This is a genomic window from Embleya australiensis, assembly GCF_051903075.1.
Lineage (GTDB): Bacteria > Actinomycetota > Actinomycetes > Streptomycetales > Streptomycetaceae > Embleya.
In genome coordinates this window covers 7,023,605-7,046,799 of the sequence record NZ_CP182422.1, presented here as the reverse complement: position 1 = coordinate 7,046,799, position 23,195 = coordinate 7,023,605, and the positions used below count along the sequence as shown (strand labels likewise).

Below are 23,195 nucleotides of genomic sequence, written 5' to 3'. Positions count from 1 at the left end.
GCTTTCACCCCCGGCCGTTCGAAAGGTTTTCCTTCCGTGGTGAACAACGAGGACAGGTTCCGTGACTACCTCAAGCGGGCGACGGCGGACCTGCGTCGGACCCGCCGCCGGTTGGAGGAGGTCGAGGAGCTGCAGCACGAGCCGATCGCGATCATCGGCATGGCCTGTCGCTATCCGGGCGGCGTCGACTCGCCCGAACAGTTGTGGCGGCTGCTGGCCGAAGGCGGTGAGAGCATCGGCGAGTTCCCCGCGGACCGGGGCTGGGACGTGGCGGACCTGCACGATCCGGATCCGGCGGCGGTGGGCAAGTCGTCCACCCGCAACGGCGGTTTCCTCTACGACGCGGCCGATTTCGACGCGGAGTTCTTCGGCATGGGTCCCCGTGAGGCGATGACGGTGGATCCCCAGCAGCGGCTGCTCCTGGAAACCGCGTGGCGGGTGTTCGAGGACGCGGGGATCGTGCCGGAGTCGTTGCGCGGGAGCGACACCGGGGTGTTCGCCGGGATCATGTACAACGACTACGGCGCCCGGCTTCGGCCCGCTCCGCGGGAGTACGAGGGATACCTCGCGAACGGCAGCCTGGGCAGCGTGGCGACCGGCCGGATCGCCTACACGTTCGGCCTGGAGGGCCCGGCGGTGACGGTGGACACCGCGTGCTCGTCGTCGCTGGTGGCGCTGCATCTGGGGGTTCAGGCGCTGCGTCGGGGAGAGTGCGCGCTCGCGCTCGTGGGCGGGGCCACGGTGATGTCGACGCCGCACACCTTCGTGGAGTTCAGCCGCCAGGGCGGCCTGTCCCCCGACGGACGCTGCCGGGCCTTCTCGGCGGACGCGAACGGCACGGGCTGGAGCGAGGGTGTCGGCCTGCTGCTCGTGGAGCGGTTGTCGCAGGCGCGACGCAACGGCCATCGGGTGCTGGCGGTGGTTCGCGGTACCTCGGTCAACCAGGACGGCGCCAGCGCGCAGTTGACCGCGCCCAACGGTCCCTCGCAGGAGCGGGTGATCCGACGGGCGTTGGCGGACGCGGGCCTGGGCACCGAGGACGTGGACGCGGTGGAGGCGCACGGTACCGGGACCAGGCTCGGCGATCCGATCGAGGCCCGGGCGCTGATGGACGTGTACGGCGCGCGGCGCCCGGCGGATCGTCCGTTGTGGCTGGGCTCGCTGAAGTCGAACATCGGGCACACCCAGGCGGCGGCCGGGGTCGGCGCGGTGATCAAGATGGTGTTGGCGCTGCGGCACGGCCTGCTGCCGCGCACGCTGCACGCCGGGGAACCCACTCCGCATGTGGACTGGGACGACGGCACGGTGCGGCTGTTGAGCCGCGAGCAGCCCTGGGAGTACACGCCGACGCGGCCCCGGCGCGCGGGTGTGTCCGCGTTCGGCATCAGCGGGACCAACGCGCACGCGATCATCGAGGAGCCGCCGGTCGGCGATGCGGCCGACGCGCCGACCGACCCGGAGGTCGCGCCCACCGACGAGGAAGCCCCCGTCGGTGGCGGTGGTGTGGTGCCGTGGCCGCTGTCCGCTCGGACCCCGGCGGCGTTGCGGCAATCCGCCGAGGAGCTGCGGCGGTTCCTGGCCGAGCGTCCCGAGTCGGACCCGGTGCGACTGGGCCGCGTGTTGCACACCTCCCGGACCGTGTTCGAACACCGTGCGGTGCTGCTTGGCACGTGCCCTGCGGAGTTCTCGGGCGCGTTGTCGGCGCTGGCTCGGGACGAGCCGTCGCCGCGGGTGGTGCGCGGCGTCGCGGCGCCGGCTCCGCGCATCGCGTTCCTGTTCACCGGTCAAGGCAGCCAACGGCTCGGCGCCGGGCGCGAACTGTACGCCGAGTTCCCGGTGTTCGCTCGGGCGCTGGACGAGGTGTGCGCGTTCCTGGACCCGTTGCTGCCGTTGCCGCTCAAGCAGGTGTTGTTCGCTCCCGAGGGCAGCTCCGAGGCGGGGTTGTTGGATCGTACGGTGTTCACCCAGGCGGGCCTGTTCGCCGTGCAGGTCGCGCTGTTCCGGCTGACGGCGCGTTTCGGGGTCGGTCCGGACGCGGTGTTGGGCCATTCGATCGGGGAGTTGGCCGCGGCGCACGTGGCGGGCGTGCTGGATCTGCGGGACGCGTGTGTGCTGGTGGCGGCCCGAGGAGCGTTGATGCAGTCGGCACCGGCGGGGGGCGCGATGGTCGCCGTCGAGGCGTCGGAGGAGGAGGTGCGCCCGCTCCTGGCCGGACACGAGGACGAGATCGCGATCGCCGCGCTGAACGGCCCGGCGTCCACCGTGGTCTCCGGTGATGTGGACGCGGTGGAGCGTGTGGCGGGCCACTTCGTCGCGGCGGGCCGGCGGACGTCGCGGTTGAAGGTCGATCATGCCTTCCACTCCCCGCACATGGCGCCGATCCTCGACGACTTCGCCAAGGTCGCGGAGGAGTTGACCTATCACGAGCCGTCGCTGCCGGTGATCTCCGATGTCACCGGACGGGTCGCCGAGCCCGGCGAGTTGAGCGATCCGCGCTACTGGGTGCGGCACATCGTCAGCCCGGTGCGCTTCGTGGACGGAGTCCGGGCGCTGGCCGACTTCGGGATCACGGGCTATCTCGAACTGGGGCCGGAGCCGGTATTGACCGCGCTCGCCCGGCAGTGCCTGGAACAGGCTCCGGGGGAGCCGGTGTTCGCGTCCACGCTGCGCGCGCGGCACGGCGAGTCGCACACCCTGCTCGGTGCGCTGGGCACGTTGCACGCGCACGGACGGGCCGTGGACTGGGAAGTGCTGCTGCCGGCGGGTGAGCCGACCTCGGCACCCGGGTTGCCCGACGTGCGGGAGTCGCCGGAGCTGTCGGGGTTGCCCGGCTATCCGTTTCAGCGCGAGCGCTACTGGCTCGAACCGGTGCGTGGCGCGGGCGATGTCGCCTCGCTCGGGCTCGCCGCGGCCGGAAGTCCGCTGTTGGACACCGTGATCGATCTGGCCGACGGCGCGCTGCTGTGGACCGGGCGGCTGTCGGTGGCCGCGACGCCGTGGCTGGCCGACCACCAGGTGGTCGGCGCCACGCTGCTGCCGGCGACCGGTTTCCTGGACCTGATCCTGCACGCGGGCGCGCACGTCGGCTGCTCGGGCGTGGACGAACTCACCGTCGAGGCACCGCTGATCCTGCCCGAGGAGGGCTCCGTCGCGCTGCGGCTCACGGCGAGTGGCCCCGACGACAGCGGGCGGCGCACGGTGGAGGTGCACACGCGCGCGGACGCGGCCGGGGCCGATGCGGTGTGGACCCGGCACGCCACCGCGAACCTGGTCGCACCGGATCCGGTGGCGCCGCCTGCGGTGGCCGGCCCCTGGCCGCCGCCCGGCGCGAGCGAGGTGGACCTGAGCGGCGTCTACGAGCGCCTGGCCGAGCGCGGCTACCACTACGGCCCGGCCTTTCGCGGACTGGGCGCGCTGTGGCGGGCGGGCAACGACCTGTACGCCGAGGTGCGACTGCCGCAGGGCGTCGGGGCCGGCGGGCACACGCTGCATCCGGCGCTGTTCGACGCCGCGCTGCACCCGCTGGCGATGGTCCGGGCGGAGAGCGGCGGCGACGGCTTCGCCCAGGTCGCGCTGCCCTTCCACTGGGCGGGGATCCGGCTGTACGCGAGCGGCGCGAGCGAGGTGCGGGTCACCCTGACCCGGACCACCGAGGACACCACCACCATCGTGCTGACCGACCCGACCGGCGCCCCCGTGGCCGCGGTGGACACGCTCACCACCCGGCAGGTGCCGGTGTCCCGACTGGCGGCCGCGCGGCCCGCGTCCGCCGGTGCCCTGCACGTGGTGCGTTGGACACCGGCGGGCTCGGACACCGACGGCCGCGCGAGCGCGTGCGCGGTCGTCGGGCCGGACCCGCTGGCGCTGGCCGCCGCCGTGCGCACGCCCGGGGGGCCGGCGGTGCCGGTGTATCCGGATCTGGCCGCGCTCGGCGCGAGCATCGAGGCGGGCCTGCCCGTGCCCGATCGGGTTCTGGTCACCCTGGGCCGTCCCGACGCCCGGGTGGACGACGACACGAGCACGCCGGAGGCGGTGCGCGTCGCGGTGCACCGCGCCGCCGAACTCGCCCGCGACTGGGCCGGCGACGACCGATTCGCCCACGCGTGCCTGGTCGCCGTCACGCGCGGCGCGGTGGGCACCGCCCCGGGGCCGGAGATCCGCGATCTGGCCGGCGCGGCGGCATGGGGCCTGCTGCGTTCGGCCCGTACCGAGAATCCGGGCCGATTCGCCCTGCTCGACGTGGACCATCCGCCGGCCGCGGCGCCCGCGGACCCGACTGCCGCGCCGTCCCGGGACCGGGAGCCGGACCCGGCGCTGCGGGCGATCGTGGCCGGCGACGAGCCGGAGGCCGCGCTGCGCCAGGGCACCACGTACGTTCCCCGGCTGGTGCGCGCGGACACCGTGCCCGACGTGCTGACTCCCCCGTCGAATTCACCGGCCTGGCACCTGGCCACCACCGACAACGGCACCCTGGCCAACCTGGCCCTGGTGGACGCACCGCAGCTCGCCGAGCCCCTGGGGCCCGGTCGGGTGCGGGTGACCATGCGGGCCGGTGGGCTGAATTTCCGGGACGTGCTGATCGGGCTCGGCATGTATCCGGGCGACGAGGCGCGGATCGGCGGCGAGGGCGCGGGTGTGGTGGCCGAGGTCGGCCCCGGGGTGACCACGGTGGCCCCCGGGGACCGGGTGATGGGCCTGTTCCCCGAGGGGGGCCTCGGTCCGGTCGCGGTCACCGACCACCGGCTGCTCTCCCGGATGCCCGAGGGGTGGTCGTTCGGGCGGGCCGCGGTGGTGCCGGTGGTCTTCCTGACCGCCTATCACGGCCTGGTCGACCTGGCCGGGGTCCGGCCGGGCGAATCGGTGTTGGTGCACTCGGCCGCGGGCGGGGTCGGCATGGCCGCGCTGCAACTGGCCCGGCATCTGGGCCTGGAGGTCTACGGCACCGCCGGTCCCGGCAAGTGGGACGCGCTGCGCGCCCAGGGCCTGCCCGACGAGCGCATCGCGGGCTCTCGGACACCGGCCTTCGAACACACCTTCGCGCACGCGACCGGCGGGCGCGGCGTGGACGTCGTGCTCAATTCGCTGTCCGGGGAATTCGTCGACGCCTCGCTGCGGTTGCTGTCGCCGGGCGGGCGCTTCCTGGAGATGGGCAAGACGGACATCCGCGACCCGCTGCTGGTCGCCTCGGCGCATCCCGGGGTGACCTACACGGCCTACGACCTGAACCGGGTCGCACCGGAACGCATCCAGGAGATGTTGACCATCCTGGTCGAGTTGTTCGAAAGCGGACGACTCGCGCCGCTGCCGATCACCGCCTGGGACATCGCCCACGCGCCCGAGGCGCTGCGCTTCCTGTCCCAGGCCCGCCACATCGGCAAGACGCTGCTGACCCTGCCGTCCGGGCTCGACCCGGAGGGGACCGTACTGATCACGGGCGCCACCGGCACCCTGGCCCGGCTGCTGGCCCGCCACCTGATCACCCGGCACGGCGTACGCCGCCTGGTGTTGGCGAGCCGCCGCGGCGGGCAGGCCGTGGGGGCGGGCGAACTGCTCGCCGAATTGGCCTCGCTCGGCGCGGAGGTGCGGTTGTCCGCGTGCGACGTCGCCGACTTCGACGCGGTGGCCCAACTCCTGGACGGGATACCGCCCGAGCATCCGTTGACCGCGGTGGTGCACACCGCCGGCGTCCTGGACGACGCGACGGTGGACGCGCTCACGCCCGCGCGGATCGACGCGGTGCTGCGGCCCAAGGTCGACGGCGCGTGGCACCTGCACCGGCTGACCCGCCGCCTCGACCTGGCCGCGTTCGTGCTGTACTCCTCGGCGGCGGGCGTGCTCGGCAACCCGGGACAGGGCAACTACGCCGCCGCGAACACCTTCCTGGACACTCTCGCGCACCACCGCCAGGCGCTCGGCCTGCCCGGCATCTCCCTCGCGTGGGGACTGTGGGGCGCGCAGAGCGCGATGACCGGCCGACTCGACGACACCGCGCTGGCCCGCCTGTCCCGGGGCGGCATCGTGCCGTTGTCCGTCGAGCAGGGTCTGGCCCTGTTCGACGCGGCGCTCGAACAGCGGCACGCCGCGCCCGTCGCGGTCGGGCTGAACCTGCCCGCGCTGCGGGCCCGCGCCCGAGCCGGGGAATCCACTCCCCTCTTCGCCACGTTGACCGCCGTCGAGCCCTCGCGGGCCGCAGTCACGGAGACCCCGACCGCCGGGGCGCCGACACTCGCCGAACGGCTCGCGCCGCTGCGCCCGAGCGCTCGGCGGCAGTTGTTGAAGGACGTGGTGAGCGGCCATGTCGCCACCGTTCTGGGACACTCGTCGGCGGGGGCGATCAACGGGAAGCGCTCATTCAAGGAACTGGGCTTCGACTCGCTGTCCGCGGTCGAGTTGCGCAATCGGCTCAACGTCGACACCGGGCTTCGATTGCCCGTCTCCCTCGTCTTCGATCACGCCACGCCCTCCGCACTGGCCCGGCATCTGGAGGAGGCCCTGGCCGTCCCGGCCGAATCGGCCGCGCCGACGGTCGCGTTGACGTCGCTGTTCGCCGAACTGCACCGGGTCGAACTCGCCGTGGCGGACGCCGCGGTGACGCGGCCGGACGCGGATCGGCTGGCGGAGCGGCTGCGCGAACTGCTGGCGGCGCTGTCGACGCCGGCACGGCGACCCGCGGGCACCGGTGAACCCGCCGCGTCCGCACATCTCGCCCGAGCGAGCGACGACGAGATCTTCGATCTCATCGACAACGAACTCGGCCTCGGCTGAGCGCTCCCCGCGCCGGACCGGTGCCGCGTTCCCTCGTCGGCGCCGGGCCGGTGCGGCGCCGAGGACGTATCGGGCCCGACGCACATGGCTCATCCGCGCGTCGCTGATCTATACTTGCGTCGTCCACATTCCCCCAGTAGGGGAACGCTGGTCGACGAGGGGGAACAACGCGCAGGACGGTCCCGGGTGACGGGTGCGGGTTGGCAGACGCACACCCGGAGACGGAACCGTGGGGCACGCGTGGCGTCGGGCCGTGCATCGTCCGCCGGATCCGCCGCCATCCCGCGCCGGTCGCACCGACGACATCATCCCGAGTCGGCTTTCACGCACCAAGTACCGCATCGCGGTACTCGATTGCAGGACATACGGGGTGAGTTCCACGAAATCTCCATTGCGTCCGAATGCCGGGACCGTTCGTCGACACGAGATACAACGACTCGTCACCTCGCTCGATCGATTACCACGACAACGGGGCATGGTGATCGAAGTCGCCGGGGGAATCGGCAGCGGCAAGAGCAGACTTCTGGCGGAGTTCGCCGCCGAGGCACACGAACGGGACATTCCCGTGCTGCACGCCCGAGGCACCGCCTACGGGCAGAACAACGCTTTCCACGTCGTGGTGGCGGCCCTGCACAGCGACTTGGTCTCGCAACGTCTGGACCACCTTCCCACGCACACCGCGGCCTCGCTGCGCCGAGTGCTGCACGCGCCCACCCACCTCGGTGCCGCCGACCCCGACGCGGGGCCCGCCCAGGTCGGTTCCCATCGGCTGCGCCTGCTGCTGCGACACGTCACCCACGACGGCCTGGTGATCATTCTCGACGACATGCACTGGGCGGATCCGCAATCGCTCGCGTTGATCGACCAGTTGATCTCCTCGCCCCTCGACGTTCCGCTGCTCGTGGTGATCGCCGATCGCCCCCGCCAGGCCCCGCCGCAACTGCGCGAGTCGCTCGCCCACGGCCTCGTCCAGGGCACGGTGGAACGCATCGCCCTGCCCGCCCTCACCCGGGAGCAGTGCGCCGAACTCCTCGGCGTGGGCGCGGAGGATCCGCGACTGCGCGATTTGTACCGGGAATCGGAGGGCAACCCGCTGTATCTGCTCGCCGCGGCACACGGCGGCGAGCGCGGTACGCACGGCCCGACGGCACATCCTCCGTCGGCCGTCCCGACCGGCCCCGTCGACGATCCGCAAAACCAGTACGCCGCCCACCTGTTGGCCGAGATCTCCGGGTTGTCCGGCATCGAGGCGCAGGTGCTGCACGCGGCGGCCGTCTTCGCCGAACGCTTCGACCTGGTGGCGGTGGCGGCGGTGGCCGAACTCGACATGCGCCAGGTCTGCGCCGCCACCGACCGTCTGGTCCGTCGCGATCTGCTGCGTGTGGTCGACGCCGGCGTGCAGTACTCCTTCCGCCATCCGATACTGCGCCGGCTCGCCTACACCGAAAGCGATGCCTGTCGGCGGCTGCGCCTGCACCGCAACGCGCTGGCCGTACTGGTCGAGCGCGACGCGCCGGCCGCCGCGCGGGCCCCGCACATCGAGCACTCCTTCACCGGCGAGAACGCCCGCGACGCGGTCGCGACGCTCGTACGGGCCGCGGACGAGGTGATGCGCTCCGCGCCTCGCCAAGCCGGCCAGTGGCTGCGCCTCGCCGGTTCGCTGATCGACCGCGACCCGGGGGTTCGGGACCAACGCACCACGGTGTTGGCGAAGACGGCGCACGCCCTGTTCCTGGAGGGCAGGACCGCGGAGAGTCGCGAACTCCTGGAGGCGGCGCTCGCGATCCGATCCGGCGACGGTGTCGACGACCGCGTGCGGCTGATCAAGCAGCGCACGATGATCGACCTGTTCCTCGGCAACCACACCCAGGCGTGGGCGTCGTTGACCTCCGAGATCGCGGCGCTGCCGCAGCCGCGCTCGGCGACCGGCATCCTGTTCGTCCTGCGCACCGTCATGGGCGTGGTGGGCAGCGGCATGTGGCCCTCCTCGGAGGAGTTGCGCACCACCCTGCGGTCCGCCGGCAGCGGCCCCGACGGGGATCTCGAGGGCAGTGCCCTGGCGCTGTACGGGCTCTACGAGGTGATCGCCGGGGACCGGGCCGCCGGAGCCCGGATGATCGATCGGTGTGCGACTCGGCTGGATCACATCCCGAACGACGCGCTGGTCGACGGTCTGGAGGTGTTGCCGCTGCTGGCCTGGGCCGAGATCTTCCTCGGCCGGTTCACCGACGCCCAGCGGCACATGCTGCGCGGACTGGGCATCGCGTACACCACCGGCCAGGTGTACCTCCTGCCGATCATGATCGACGGCCTGTGCCACATCTGCCTGTTCGTGGGGCCGACGGCGGGAGTCGAGCCGATCATCGACGAGGCGTACGCGATCGCCGAGCGCATTGACTCCGACGAGGTCCGCGGCCTCACGCTGGCCCTCAAGGCCCTGCAGACGTCCTGGAACGGCGCGCACGACACCGGCCGACAACTCGCGGAGCAGGCGGTCGCCGCACTCCAACCGGGCAGCCTGTGGCGGGTCAGCGCGGCCCTGGCGCTGGCCCGCGCCACGGTGGTGGCCGATCCCCGGCGCAGCCGGATGCTGATCCTCGACGTCGGACGCGGGCCCGACCTGCTCAACCTGCCCGCGATGCTTCGACCGATGTGTCACCGGATGCTCACCGTCGCCACGATCGCGGCGGGCGACCCCGACGCGGCGTTGTGGGCGAAGCGGGCCCGGGACGCGGTGCGCGAGTCGGAACTGTCGTTCCAGCACGCGGAGGCGCTGCTCGCCGAGGCCGAGGTGGCCCGGTTCGCCGACGACCCGGACACCGCCTCGGACCTGTACCAGCACGCCGCCGACCGACTGGCGGCGGCCGACCTGACGCTGCCGCGGACCACCGCGCTGCTGGACGCCGCCGAATGCGAGGCCGTGGCCGGCCGGGTCGACGACGCGACGAAACTGCTGGTCCTCGCCCGCGAACTGGCCCGCCGATCCGGCGCGGACACGCTGTATCGCCGGGCCGAGGAGCGTCTGGCCGCGCTGGCCTGGACCAAGGGGTCGACCGAGCCGGGCGCCGCGACGGCGCTGTCCGTACTGACCAATCGCGAGCGCGAGATCGCCGATCTCGCGGGAACGGGCATGCGTACCCGTGAGATCGCCCAGGTGTTGCGGCTGAGCCCGCGCACGGTGGACGCCCACCTGGCCCACATCTACCGCAAGCTCGACCTGAGTTCGCGCGCCGAGCTGGCTCATCTGGTCACCGGACTGCAGAGCGGACCGGCTCCGCCAAGCTCGGCTTTAGGTCTGTCTAAGTGCGGCCCCTGAACATCGCAGCGACGGCCGGGACCGCGCCCGCGCACCGTGCGGTGCCCCCTCGACGTCCCGGCCGGACGAGCGAAGGGGAAGATCATGGCGCACCCGACGAAATGGTCCCGCGCCCGCAGTGCGGCGCTGGTCGCGCTGTGCGTGACCACCACCGCGACGGTGATGGCGTCCGACGCGTTCGCGGCGGACGGCGACAAGCGGGGCAATCGATGTGTGGAAGTCGGCGGAGTCACCGAGCAGACCGTCAAGTACAGCACGGTCGGCTCGGCGAACCCGCCGATGCAGCAGATCGGTGACACCGCCACCTACTACGACGTGATCTACGACAAGCAGGACAACATCATCGGCGACGCGGTCGGATTCGTCACGATCACCGGCCGCCGGCCCTCGGACGGCCACCTGATCAGCGAGTACCACGAGGCCGTGCATCTGCCGCAGGGCACCTTCCGGGACTCGGCCACCGGCATCGACCGGGACGGGATGATCGCGGGCGAGTGGCTGCACCTCAAGGCGATCGGCACCGGCGGCTCCTTCGCGGGCAAGCACGGATACCGCCGCTGGCACCTGATTCCGCCGCTGTCCAATCCCCCGGTGCCCAGCGAACGGGCGGCCGTGGTCATCCGGCTGTGCGGCTGACGTGGACGGCGATGTCCACATCCGGTCGATCGGCACCGCGCTGCCGGGTCCGGCGATCGACAACGCCACCCTGGGGCGGCGGTTGCGCATGGGCGGGCAGTGGGAGCAGTGGGTCGAGACGTTCATCGGCACCAGGAGCCGGCACCTGTCGATCGACCTGGACACGGCCAAGCCCGCGCACTCGTTGGCGGACCTGTGCGAGACGGCCGGCCGACGTGCCCTGGAGGGCGCGGGGCGGGCCGCCGAGGACGTGGACCTGCTGGTCCTGGCCACCGCCTCACCGGACCTGTTGATGCCCACGACGGCGAACGTGGTCGCCGACCGGTTGCGGATCAACGGCGTACCCACGTACCAGATCCAGTCGGGCTGCTGCGGCGCGTTCCAGGCGCTGAGCCTGGCGCAACAGTTGCTGGCGGGCGGCGAGTATCGCAACGCCCTGGTCCTGGGCGGCGACGTGTCGGCCAAGTTCTACGACTTCGACCTGGATTTCGCGACGCTGCCGCCCGACCAACTGGTGCACTACGTACTGTTCGGCGACGGTGCCGGCGCGGCGGTCCTGGAGCGTACGTCGGCTCCCGGCGCGGCGGTGATCCGCCAGTTGTTCACCAGGCTCACCGGTCTGGACCGGGAACCCGGGCAGACGCTGGACTGGTACGGCCCGGGGGATCGGGGCTCGGATCGGCCGCCCGCGATCGAGGACTACAAGGCGATCGAGGAGCGGGTGCCGCTGATGTCCGCCGAGATCCTGGACGAGCTCCTGGACGACACCGGGTGGCAACGCGACGAGATCGACTACCTGTTGCCGCCGCAGTTGTCCGGGCGGATGACCACGAAGATCGTGGATCTGCTGGCGCTGCCCGGAGCGTACGAGATCAGCCGGGTGCGCGAGATCGGCAACAACGGCAACGCCACCCCGTTCTTCCAATTGGAGAGCGCCTTCGAACGGGCGATCCCCGGTCAGCGCCTGCTCGGCATCTCGGTGGAGTCCAGCAAGTGGATCAAGGGCGGTTTCGCCGTCGAGACCGTCTGAGCACCGCCATCGACCCGGCCCGTGATCCCGTCATGGGGTCCGCGGCCGGGACCCGACCTCGCGACAGCGTAAGGAGCCCCTCGTGCGAAGCACTCCGGTGCCCCGGGAGCGCCGCCACACCCTGTACTTCCTGGAGCAGACCCGGGGCTTCGCCCCGGTGTTCCTGGACACCGACGTCGACATGTCCCGCGTGCGCGAACACCGCGCCGGCCACCGCGAGGCGGGGCACTCGTACTCGCTGGTGTCCTACGTGGCCCTGGCCGCCGGCCGCGCCCTGGCCGCACATCCCGACGCCAACGCCGCCATCCGCGGTCGGCTGCGGCCGAGGGTGGCGCACTACCCGTCGGTCGACGCCAAGATCACCCTGGACCGGGTGCTGAACGGCCGAAGGGTGGTGCTCGCGACGGTCGTTCCGCGCGTGGACACCGCCGGGATCGACGAAATCCAGGACCGTCTGCGGCCGTTCCGGGACGGGGATCCGGCGCAGATGCCGGAGTTCGCCAAGGTGCGCCTGCTGCATCGGTTGCCGATGCCGTTGGGGCGGTTGGCGTTTCGGCTCGCGACCCGCCCGCTGGCGCGCCGGGCGGAGTCGTTCGGCACCGTCGCGATCACCTCGCTCGGCCACCGCCCCGTGCACGGCTTCCACTCGGTGGGCGGCACCACGATCACCCTGGGCGTGGGACAGGTGCGCGACGTGGCGGTGGTGCGCGACGAACGGGTGGTGGTCCGCCCGATCATGCGCCTGAGCCTCGCGTTCGACCACCGGGTGATCGACGGGGCGGAGGCGGCCGACGTCCTGACCGACATCAAGGACAACCTCGAAACGCTCGCATCCGTCGGGGAGGGCGAGACACGGTCCGGATCCGCCGAGGACCGGCACCTCGACGCGGTCGCGCGGGAGGCCCCCTCCCCCGTCGACCCCGACCCGTCCGTCCTGGCGCGGGGCACGGGCTGACCCGAACCGACCCGGTTCGAGGGGATTCGACGCAACGACGACGTCGCCGCCGGCGGGAGATCCCACCGGCGGCGACGTCGTCGTACGCGGTGTGCGCCCTACCCCTCGAATCCGCCGACGACCTCCTCGACCCGGTCCCGCTTGGCGTACATGTCCCAGAACCGATCCGCCAGATCCTCGGGCCACACGCGCACGACGCCCTGCGCGGACGTGAACGCGGTCTTGGCGTCGAACTTCTCCTGGGCCTCGCTCTTTTCGATCAGCGCGCCGATGGTCAACGCGCCGGCGTACACACCCTTGTCCGCGAGGGAACTGTTGAGCGTGTAGATGTAGTTGCGCAGTCCGGCGAAGGCGATGCCGACGTTGCTCATGAAGGACACCGGCTGACTGCCGACCGAGCCGAGACCGAACAGCAGCCCGCCCTCGCCACGTTCGATCATGGCGGGCAGTACGTGCCGCACGAGCACGATCGGCGCGAGCAGGCGCACGTCCAGCTGTGGTTGGAGGTTGTCCAGATCCAGGTCCAGCGTGGCGACCGGCTGTTCGGTGATGCCCGCCGGGCTGTACTCGATCACGTCGATGCCGCCGAGCGCGGCGCCGATCTCGTCCACGGTCGCGCCGAGCCGGGTGTGGTCGGCGAGGTCGGCCGTGAAGGTGTGCGCCTCCACGCCCTCGATCGCCAACGCGGCACGCAACTCCTCCAGCCGCTCCCTGCGCCGGGCAACGAGTGCGACTCGATATCCCTCGGCTCCGAAGCGCCGGGCCACGGCGAGTCCCAGGCCGCTCCCCGCCCCGAAAATGGCGATGGTCTTGGACATTGGTGTGGGAACCTCTCTGCCGAGCCGAGCGCGCCGATGCCGACGGCTCGGGAACGGGAAACATGGGGGTGTGGGGGTAGGGCGCACACGGGAATCACCGGCACCGAACGCGCACCGGGGCACCGGGCGCCACCGGGCTACCCGGTCACCAGGTCACCGGGACTTCGTGGATCCCGTACATGATCGTGTCGTTCTTGAACGGCAGTTCCGCCAACGGCACGGCCAGTCGCAGATCCGGGACGCGTTCGAGGAGGGTGCCGAGCACGATCTCCAACTCCAGTCGGGCCAGGTTCTGTCCCAGGCACTGGTGGATGCCGTATCCGAACGCCAGGTGCGGTCGGGCGTCGCGGTGCGCATCGAACTCGTCCGGGTCGTCGAAGATCTTTGCGTCCCGGTTGGCCGCGCCGTTGGACAGCAGTACACCCTCCCCGGCCCGGATGGTCACGCCGTCGATCTCGATGTCGGCGAGCGCCACCCGGTTCGTGGAGTGGTCGGAGATGCTGAAGTAGCGCAGGAACTCCTCCACCGCGTCGGGGACCAGCGTCGGATCGCCCCGCAGTTCGGCGATCCGGTCCGGGTGCTCCAGCAGATAGGTGACCGCGAGCGAGATCATGTTCGCCGTGGTCTCGTGGCCGGCGACCAGGATCAACAGCGCCATCCCGGCCAGGTGTTCGTTGTCCTCGACCCCGGCCTCGCGATACTTCACCGCGAGCCGGCTGAGCACGTCGTCGGTCGGTTCGTTCTGCTTGGTGACCACCAAGTCGCGCAGGAACGTGCGCAGTTCGGTCATCGAGCCGAGCCGCTCGGGGCCGCCGGCATTTCGATCGACCATGATCCGGGCCCGGGTCTGGAAGAACTCCCGGTCCGCGTACGGCACTCCGAGCAGGTCACAGATCACCAGCGAGGGAACGGGCAGGGACAGCGCCTGGACCAGGTCGACCGGGCGGGGGCCCGCGATCAGCCCGTCCACGTGCGTCGTGACGATCTCCTCGATCCGCGGTCGCAGGCGCTGTACCCGCCGGACGGTGAACTCGCTGATCACCATGCGTCGATACGTGGTGTGCTCCGGCGGGTCCATCCACGGCAGAAAGCCCGCCGGGTTGATCCCGCCCTGCCCCGCCAGCAGCGCGGGGAAGCCGGGATGCACGCGGTTGGCACTGAGGTTGGGGTCGGTGAACAGTCGGCGTACCGCGTCGTGCGCGGTGACCAGCCAGGCCCACCGGCCGGTGGGCAGCCGAACCCGGGTGATGGGTTCGCGCTCGCGCAGCTCCGCGTACTCCTTCGGCGCACCGAAGGGGCAGGTGCGCGGCATCGGGTAGGCGAGCAGGTCCGCCACCCGGGGGTCGCCGGTTTCGATGGTGACGTCGTTGTCGCTCACGTGGCGGCTCCGTTCGGGGGTGCGTCGGGGATGGACGGCTCCGGCGCGGGCGCGGTGGCGAGCGTGATCGCTCGGGCCGGACAGCGCAGCACCGCGTCCCGGACGGCCCGCAGGTTCTCGGGCTCCGACGCGCCGGGAAGCACGAACGACAGGCCGTCCTCGTCCCCCTGATCGAATACATCGGGTGCCGCGAGCACACACTGTCCGGCACCCACGCAGGCGTCGCGGTCCACTTCCACACTCATCGCGCTCCACTTCCGCTCGGTCGCGCTCGGGCGCTCGGGGCCGTCCCGGTGCCCCGCGGCCGGGGGCCGGGTCACCAGGTCACCGGTACTTCGTGCACGCCGAACATGATCGCGTCGTTCTTGAACGGCAGTTCCGTCACCGGCACGGCCGTCCGCAGTCCCGGGATCCGGCCGAAGAGCGTGCGAAAGACGATCTCCAGTTCCAACCGGGCCAGGTTCTGCCCGAGGCACTGGTGGATGCCGTATCCGAACGCCACATGTGTGCGGGTGTCCTGGTGGATGTCCAGCACCTCGGGATGTGCGAACACGCTCGGATCCCGATTGGCCGCCGCGTTCGACAGCAGCACACCCTCGCCCGCGCGGATGGTCACCCCGCCGATCTCGATGTCGGCGATCGCGATCCGGCTGGTGACGTTGTCCGCGACGCTGAAGTAGCGCAGCAGTTCCTCCACCGCACGCGGTGCCAGTGTGGGGTCGGCGAGCAACGCGGCCACCTGGTCGGGGTGTTCCAGGAGCGCCACGGTACCCAGCGAGATCGTGCTCGCCGTGCTCTCGTAGCCGCCGACCAGGATCAGCAGCGCGAGCCCGGTCAGGTGCCCGTGGTCGTCGCGGCCCTCGTCCCGGTGCTTGACCACCAGCCGACTGAGCATGTCGTCCTGCGGCTGCTTGCCCTTGATCAGCAACAACTCGCCGAGATAGGTGCGCAGTTCCCGCAGCGCGGCAGCGCGTTCCTGGGCGGTGTGGATGCGACTGACCATGATCATCGCATGTCGCTGGATGTGGTCCAGGTCCTCGTACGGGACGCCGAGCAGGTCACATATGGTCAGTGACGGCACGGGCAGCGACAGTGCCTGGACCAGGTCCACCGGCCGCGGCCCGGCGAGCATCGCACTGACGCAGTCGTCCACGATCTCCTGGATGCGCGGGCGCATGCGGGCGATCCGACGCACCGTGAACTCGTTGATCACCATCCGCCGGTACGTGGTGTGCTCCGGCTGATCCATCCACGGCAGGAAACCCTTCGACTGCTCGTCGAAGGACTGCTTGCGCGGAGCCAGTGCCGGGAATTCGGGATGCGCGCCGTTGGCACTGAGATTGGGGTCCAGGAAGAGTCTGCGCACGTCCTGATGCCGGGTGATCAGCCAGGCGGCTTTTCCGCTCGCCAATTGCACCTGCGTGATGGGGCGTTCGCTCCTCAGCTCGGCGTACTGCGGCGAGAGGTCGAACGGACACGATCTCGGCATGGGAAACGTCGGCAGGTGTGCCGAGGCGGTCTCTGTCACGATGCAACTCCCTTACCGGCAAGTCATGAGCAGCCAGTGTCGGAGTCCGCGCTTAAACGCCCCTTAGCACCTTCTTAAAGGCGACGGCCTTGGCCCACGGCCCCCATCCGCCGCGAAACCGCAGGCCGGAGGATGTTAAGGACGTTTTAAGCGCCCTCTAAGCACCTCTGCGAACGCTGAGCGGCACGGTGCCCGACTGCTGCTCCGGTCGGCGAAACGTACGTTCTCTCCCACCTGTTGAGGCTGATACCGGATGGCGAACGAAGACAAGCTGCGCGACTATCTGCGGCGGGTGACGGGCGAGCTCCAGGAGACGCGCGACCGGCTGCGCGAGCTCGAAGCCGGCCGGTCGGAACCGATCGCGATCGTGGGGATGGGATGTCGCCTTCCGGGCGGCGTGCGCGACGCCTCGGACCTGTGGCGACTGGTTCGCGACGGCGTCGACGCCATCTCGGCGTTTCCCGACGACCGGGGCTGGGACCTGGAGTCGGCCCACGACCCGGATCCGGACGCCATCGGGCACACCTACGTCGGAGAGAGCGGTTTCCTGCACGACGCGGGCGACTTCGACGCGGGCTTCTTCGGGATCTCACCGCGCGAGGCGACGGCCATGGACCCGCAGCAGCGCCTGCTGCTGGAAACCGCGTGGGAAACCCTCGAAAACGCCAGGATCGCCCCGACCGCACTGTTCGGGGGCAACACCGGGGTCTTCACCGGGGTGATCGCCCAGGAATACGTCCCCGCCGGCCGGGACGCGGTCACCCGGGCCGGGGAGGGCTACTTCCTGACCGGGAACACGGTGAGCGTGGCGTCCGGGCGAATCGCGTACGCACTGGGCCTGGAGGGCCCGGCCGTCACGGTCGACACCGCCTGCTCGTCGTCCCTGGTCGCCCTGCACCTGGCCTGCCAGGCGCTGCGCAACGGCGAATGCGATCTCGCGCTCGCGGGCGGCGCGACGGTCCTGCCCAGTCTGAACCCGTTCCTGGAGTTCAGCCGCCAGCGCGGTCTGGCCCCGGACGGCCGCTGCAAGCCCTTCGCCGCCGGCGCCGACGGGTTCGCGCTGGCCGAGGGCGTCGGCCTGGTCCTGCTCGAACCCCTGAGCCGAGCCCGCGACAACGGTCACACCGTGCTGGCGGTGATCAGGGGTTCGGCGGTGAATCAGGATGGTGCCAGCAATGGTTTGACGGCGCCGAGCGGTCCGTCGCAGCAGCGGGTGATCCGGGCGGCGTTGGCGGGTGCGGGGTTGACGGCGGATCAGGTCGACGTGGTGGAGGCGCATGGGACCGGGACGGCGTTGGGGGATCCGATCGAGGCGCAGGCGTTGTTGGCCACGTACGGGCAGGGCCGTGATCGCGAGCGGCCGTTGTGGTTGGGGTCGGTGAAGTCGAATATCGGGCACACCCAGGCCGCGGCCGGGATCGCCGGTGTGATCAAGATGGTCCAGGCGTTGCGGCACGAGACGTTGCCGGCGACGTTGCACGTGGACGAGCCGACGCCGCACGTCGACTGGGAATCCGGTGCGGTCTCCTTGTTGACGGAGGCCCGGCCGTGGCCGCGCACCCCGGATCGGCCGCGGCGGGCGGCGGTGTCCTCGTTCGGGATCAGCGGCACCAACGCCCACCTCGTCCTCGAACAGGGCGACCCCACCCCGAACGAGGTCGGCGTCGAGGACGCCGACGGCATCTCCGTGCCCTGGCTGCTGTCGGGTCGGACCGAACCGGCGCTGCGGGCCCAGGCCGCCCGGTTACGGGACTTCGCGGTGGCGCATCCCGACGCGGATACGCGTGGAGTCGGCGCGGCGCTCGCCCGTACCCGCGCCGCCCTGGAGCATCGGGCCGCCGTGCCCGCCGACGACCGCGCCGACCTCCTGGCCGGGTTGGCCGCACTGGCACGCGGCGACCTCGAAGCGGGCGCGGTCCGCGCGATCGCGCACGAGGACTGCCGGGTCGTGTTCGTCTTTCCCGGTCAGGGCTCCCAATGGCCCGGCATGGCCCGCGAACTCCTGGACACCTCACCGGTGTTCGCCCGAGTGCTGGGCGAGTGCGCCGACGCCCTCGCCCCCTACGTCGACTGGAACCTCATCGACGTCGTCACCGGAACCGACCAAGCCCCCAGCCTCGACCGTGTCGACGTCGTGCAACCCGCGCTGTGGGCCATGATGATCAGCCTCGCCCGCCTGTGGGAACACCACGGCATCCACCCCGACGCCGTCATCGGCCACTCCCAAGGCGAAATCGCCGCCGCCCACATCGCCGGAGCCCTCACCCTCCACGACTCCGCCCGCATCATCGCCCTACGCTCCCAAGCCATCACCACCCTCACCACCCACGGCGGCATGCTCTCCATCGCCCAACCCCCACACACCGTCGAAGAACTCCTCACCCACCACCCCCACCTCACCATCGCCGCCCTCAACGGCCCCCACTCCACCGTCATCTCCGGAAACCACCAAGCACTCGACCAACTCCAGGCACACTGCCTCGACAACGACATCCGACACCGACGCATCCCCGTCACCTACGCCTCACACAGCCCCCACGTCGAACCACTCCACCAACACATCCTCACCGACCTCGCCGACATCAAGGCCGTGGCCGAGGACATCCCGATGTACTCCACCGTCACGGCGGCACCGCTCGACGGCACCGCCTGCACCCCCGAGTACTGGTACACCAACCTCCGCACCACCGTCCGCTTCCAGGAGACCGTCGAAGCCCTCCTCACCGACGGACACACCCTCTTCATCGAGACCAGCCCACACCCGGTGGTCACCGTCGGCCTCGACGAGACCATCGACGCCCACCCCGTCCGCGCCGCGGCGATCGGCACACTGCGTCGCGAACACGGGGATCTCCGTACGTTCCACGCCGCCGTCGCACACGCGCACATCCACGGCGCGACCCCGGACTGGGACACGTTCCTCCCACCCTCGATCGCGACCGATCTGCCCACGTACGCGTTCCAACGAGAGCGCTACTGGCTCGCCTCGACGACACCGACGCACACGGCGGGCTTCGATCAGCGCGAGTCGACCCATCCGCTGCTCGACGCCGGCACGGAACTCGCGGACGGACTCCTGCTCACCGGGCGGCTGTCGCTCGCCACCCATCCCTGGCTCGCCGACCACGCGGTACACGAGACCGTCCTCCTCCCCGGCACCGCCTTCCTCGACCTCGCCCTGCACGCCGCGACCCGGTTCGAGGACACTCCCGATCTGGAAGAGCTGACGCTGGAGAATCCGCTGCCGCTCTTCGAGCGACAGGCGGTTCGGCTACACGTCAGCGTGGGCCCTGCCGACGACACCGGGCACCGGCCCCTGACGATCGACTCCCGGGCCGAGACCACGGATCCCGACGCCGCGCCGCGCGCCTGGACCCGGCACGCCACCGGCACCCTCGCGCCGGCCGCCGAGGCCACCGAACCCGCGCGAGTCGACGCCGTGGAACCCCCGGCCGGCGCGCGCCCGATCGACCTCGCCGACGCGTACGCGGAACTGGCCGCGCAGGGTCACCACTACGGGCCGCTCTTCCGAGGGCTGACCGCCCTGTGGCGCGACGGCGACGACCTCTACGCCGAGATCCGCCTGCCGGACGACGCCGACCCGACCGGCCACACCATCCACCCCGCCCTCCTCGACGCCGCGCTGCATGCCGTACTGCTCACCCGGGACGACACCGAGACCACCCGACTTCCGTTCGCCTTCACCGGTATCCGGCACACGGCCACCGGTGCCACCCGTGCGCGGGTGCGCCTGGGTTCCGGCGGCGAACACGGCTTCTCGGTCGCTCTCGACACCCCGCAGGGCGACCACCTCGTCACGATCGACACCGTAACCACTCGGCCGATCGACGCCGCCCGGCTCGCCGCGCTCACGCCACGGAACGAGCAGGGTCTGCACGAGCAACGCTGGCAGCCGCTCCCGACGACAGCGGGCCCGGCGGCCGGAGCCCGTATCTGGGCGATGCTCGGTCGCCCCTCCGCCAACCTCGCCGAGGCCATGGACGCCTCCGGCACCATCTTCGACACCCACCAGGACCTCGCGGCGCTTCGCGAGGCGGTCCGCAACGGGGCTCCGGTCCCGGACGTCGTGATCGCGCACGCCGGCCGGATCCCGGCCGAAGCCGACACCTCGGACATACCCGGGCAGGCCCGTGCGGCGATATCGGGTGCCCTTGCTCTGTTGCAAGAGTGGCTCGGGTACGAGGAGTTCGCCGCGTCCCGCCTGGTGTTCGTGACCAAGCAGGCGATCGCCACCCACCACGGCGATCACCTCGACAACCTGCCGCACGCGCCACTGTGGGGCCTGGTCCGCGCGGCCCAGAGCGAGCACCCCGACCGATTCGGGCTGGTCGACGTGGCCGCGGGCACCAAGACCGCGAATGTCATCGCGGCCGTGGCCGCCGACCGGCCACAGGTCGCCGTCAGGCAGCAGCAGTTGCTCATCCCGGAGTTGGTCCCGTACCTGCCGCCGCTCACCGTGCCCACCGACGCGCCGACCTGGCGGCTCGGTATGACCGGCCGGGGCACCCTGGAGAACGTGGCGCTGCTGCCCGTGACCGAGCCGGACGGCCCGCTGACCGCCGGCCGGGTGCGAGTCGCGCTGCACGCGATCGGTCTCAACTTCCGCGACGCGCTGATCGCGTTGGGAAGTTACCCCGGCGCGGCACCGATCGGCAGCGAGGGTGCGGGGATCGTACTGGAGACCGGCCCGGGTGTGTCGGACCTCGCGCCCGGCGACGCGGTGATGGGGCTGTTCGCGGACGGCGTGGGCCCGACGGCCGTCGCCGACCGACGCGCCCTCGCCCCCGTGCCCAAGGGCTGGACGTTCGCGCAGGCGGCCGGCGCCCCGGTCGCGTTCCTCACCGCCTACCACGGGCTGGTCGACCTGGGTGGGCTGCGCTCGGGCGAATCGGTGCTCGTGCACGCGGCGACGGGCGGCGTCGGCATGGCCGCGGTCCGAATAGCCCGACACCTGGGCGCCGAGCCGTACCCGACCGCGAGCCCCGGCAAGTGGCATCTCCTGCGCGCCCAGGGCTTCGACGAGGCGCACATCGCCTCCTCGCGCAGCCTCGACTTCGAGGAGCATTTGCTGCGTTCCACCGACGGCAGGGGGGTGGATGTCGTCCTGAACTCGCTCGCCGGGGAGTACGTGGACGCCTCGCTGCGGATGTTGCCGCGCGGTGGACGATTCGTGGAAATGGGCAAGGCCGACATCCGCGATCCGGAGACGATCGCGAGCGCACATCCCGGCGTGGTCTACCGCGCGTTCGACCTGAACACGATCGGTCCGGACGAGGTTCGGCGCATCTTCGCGGTCCTTTCCCCACTGTTCGCGGACGGCACCCTCGAACCGCTGCCGACGACCGGTTGGCACGTCACGCACGCTCCCCAGGCCCTGCGACACCTGTCCCAGGGACATCACACCGGGAAACTCACGCTCACCCTCCCCCGGAGCATCGACCCCGACGGGACGATCCTGATCACCGGCGGCACCGGAACCCTCGGCACACTCACCGCACGCCACCTCGTCACAGCACACGGCGCCCGCCACCTCATCCTCACCAACCGATCCGGCAACACCCCACAAGCCCAGGCACTACACGCCGAACTCACCGAACTCGGCGCCCACGTCACCATCACCCCAACCGACGCCACCGACCCCCAACAAACCGACACCCTCCTCGCCTCCATCGACCCCACCCACCCACTCACCGCCATCATCCACGCCGCCGGCACCCTCGCCGACGCCACACTCGCCAACCAGACCACCGAACACCTCCACACCGTCCTACCACCCAAAATCGACGCCGCGTGGCACCTGCACGAGAGGACCAAGCACCTTCGACCGACACCCACCCTCATCCTGTACTCCTCCGCGGCCGGAATCCTCGGCAGCCCGGGACAGGCCAACTACGCCGCCGCCAACACCTTCCTCGACGCCCTGGCCCAACAACGCCACACCCGGGGACACCCCACCGTCAGCCTCGCCTGGGGTCCGTGGCGGCAGACCAGCAACCTCACCGCCGGCCTCGACACCGCCGACCACGAACGTCATCGCGCCCTGGGCATCACACCCCTCGGGTCGGCACACGCGCTCGGCCTGCTCGACATCGCGCTCACCACTCCCCATCCCGCCCTCGTTCCGATCAACCTCGTTCGCCGGCAGACCCGTTCCGCCCGGCCGTCGCCCTCGTCCGGGTCGACCGAAGGCGTGGTCGCCAGGCTCGCCGCGCTGTCGGAAGCCGAGCAGCACCGCATGCTGCTCGACCTGGTCCGCACCCACGCGGCCACCGTCCTCGGGCACCCCACCGCGCAGACGATCGACGTCGAACAGGGCTTCATGGACCAGGGGTTCGACTCACTCACCGCGATGGAACTGCGCAACCGGCTCAGCTCCGCGCTCGACCATCGGTTGGGCAGCACGGTCCTGTTCGACCACCCGACTCCGGTCGCCTTCGCCCGCTACCTGCGCGCCCGACTGGTCCCGGAGGCGGATCCCCCGCGCTCGGCGGCGGCCGAACTGACGCGCCTGGAAACGATCCTGGCCGACCCGCCGCCGGACGAGGCGACCCGTACCGAACTGGCCGAACGACTCTCGGCCCTCCTGGCGCGACTGAACGCACGGCAGTCCCACGCCGCGACCGAGGGTGCCCCCGGCACCGACATCGCGTCGGCCACGGACGACGAGATCTTCGAGTACATCAACGAGGAATTCGGCATTTCCTGACCCGCCAGCAGTCACCTGCTCCCACCTGTTGAGGCTGATTCC

General features: G+C 71.3%; 9 protein-coding genes and 1 pseudogene. 6 read left to right on the top strand and 4 right to left on the bottom strand.

The features are described from left to right. Positions 1-45: 45 nt before the first annotated feature. From ACMXN5_RS30145 to ACMXN5_RS30125, 5 genes and pseudogenes are all read left to right on the top strand, one after another. Positions 46-6,765 (top strand): annotated as a pseudogene (locus tag ACMXN5_RS30145) (SDR family NAD(P)-dependent oxidoreductase); the annotation flags it as partial. 193 nt (positions 6,766-6,958) lie between these two features. Next, positions 6,959-10,081 (top strand): ATP-binding protein, encoded by a 3,123-nt coding sequence (locus ACMXN5_RS30140; RefSeq protein WP_439677889.1) that lies wholly within the window; start codon positions 6,959-6,961, stop codon positions 10,079-10,081. Positions 10,082-10,165: 84 nt separating this feature from the next. Next, the gene (locus ACMXN5_RS30135) at positions 10,166-10,717 is read left to right on the top strand and encodes an allene oxide cyclase barrel-like domain-containing protein (RefSeq protein ID WP_395800505.1); all 552 of its coding nucleotides are present in this window, start codon (positions 10,166-10,168) and stop codon (positions 10,715-10,717) included. Between the two features lies 1 nt (position 10,718). Then, a complete protein-coding gene (locus ACMXN5_RS30130; RefSeq protein ID WP_380001877.1) occupies positions 10,719-11,747 on the top strand; it encodes a 3-oxoacyl-ACP synthase III family protein in 1,029 nt (342 codons plus the stop codon). Positions 11,748-11,829: 82 nt separating this feature from the next. Then, complete coding sequence (locus ACMXN5_RS30125; protein WP_439677888.1) at positions 11,830-12,702, top strand: 2-oxo acid dehydrogenase subunit E2; 873 nt, start codon at positions 11,830-11,832, stop codon at positions 12,700-12,702. Between the two features lie 98 nt (positions 12,703-12,800). On the opposite strand, the gene ACMXN5_RS30120 is transcribed toward ACMXN5_RS30125, so the two are convergent. From ACMXN5_RS30120 to ACMXN5_RS30105, 4 genes are all read right to left on the bottom strand, one after another. After that, positions 12,801-13,520, bottom strand: a complete 720-nt coding sequence (locus ACMXN5_RS30120; protein ID WP_395800511.1) for an SDR family NAD(P)-dependent oxidoreductase — start codon at positions 13,518-13,520, stop codon at positions 12,801-12,803. 145 nt (positions 13,521-13,665) lie between these two features. Further along, positions 13,666-14,832, bottom strand: a complete 1,167-nt coding sequence (locus tag ACMXN5_RS30115; protein ID WP_439678118.1) for a cytochrome P450 — start codon at positions 14,830-14,832, stop codon at positions 13,666-13,668. Between the two features lie 62 nt (positions 14,833-14,894). After that, on the bottom strand, positions 14,895-15,143 hold the full coding sequence (locus ACMXN5_RS30110; RefSeq protein ID WP_439677887.1) for a ferredoxin: 249 nt from the start codon (positions 15,141-15,143) through the stop codon (positions 14,895-14,897). A 71-nt stretch (positions 15,144-15,214) separates the two neighbouring features. Continuing rightward, positions 15,215-16,426 (bottom strand): cytochrome P450, encoded by a 1,212-nt coding sequence (locus ACMXN5_RS30105; protein ID WP_380001869.1) that lies wholly within the window; start codon positions 16,424-16,426, stop codon positions 15,215-15,217. Between the two features lie 292 nt (positions 16,427-16,718). Between ACMXN5_RS30105 and ACMXN5_RS30100 the strand changes: the two genes are divergently transcribed. Continuing rightward, positions 16,719-23,153, top strand: coding sequence for a type I polyketide synthase (locus tag ACMXN5_RS30100; protein ID WP_439678117.1), 6,435 nt, complete (start codon positions 16,719-16,721; stop codon positions 23,151-23,153). Positions 23,154-23,195 lie beyond the last annotated feature (42 nt).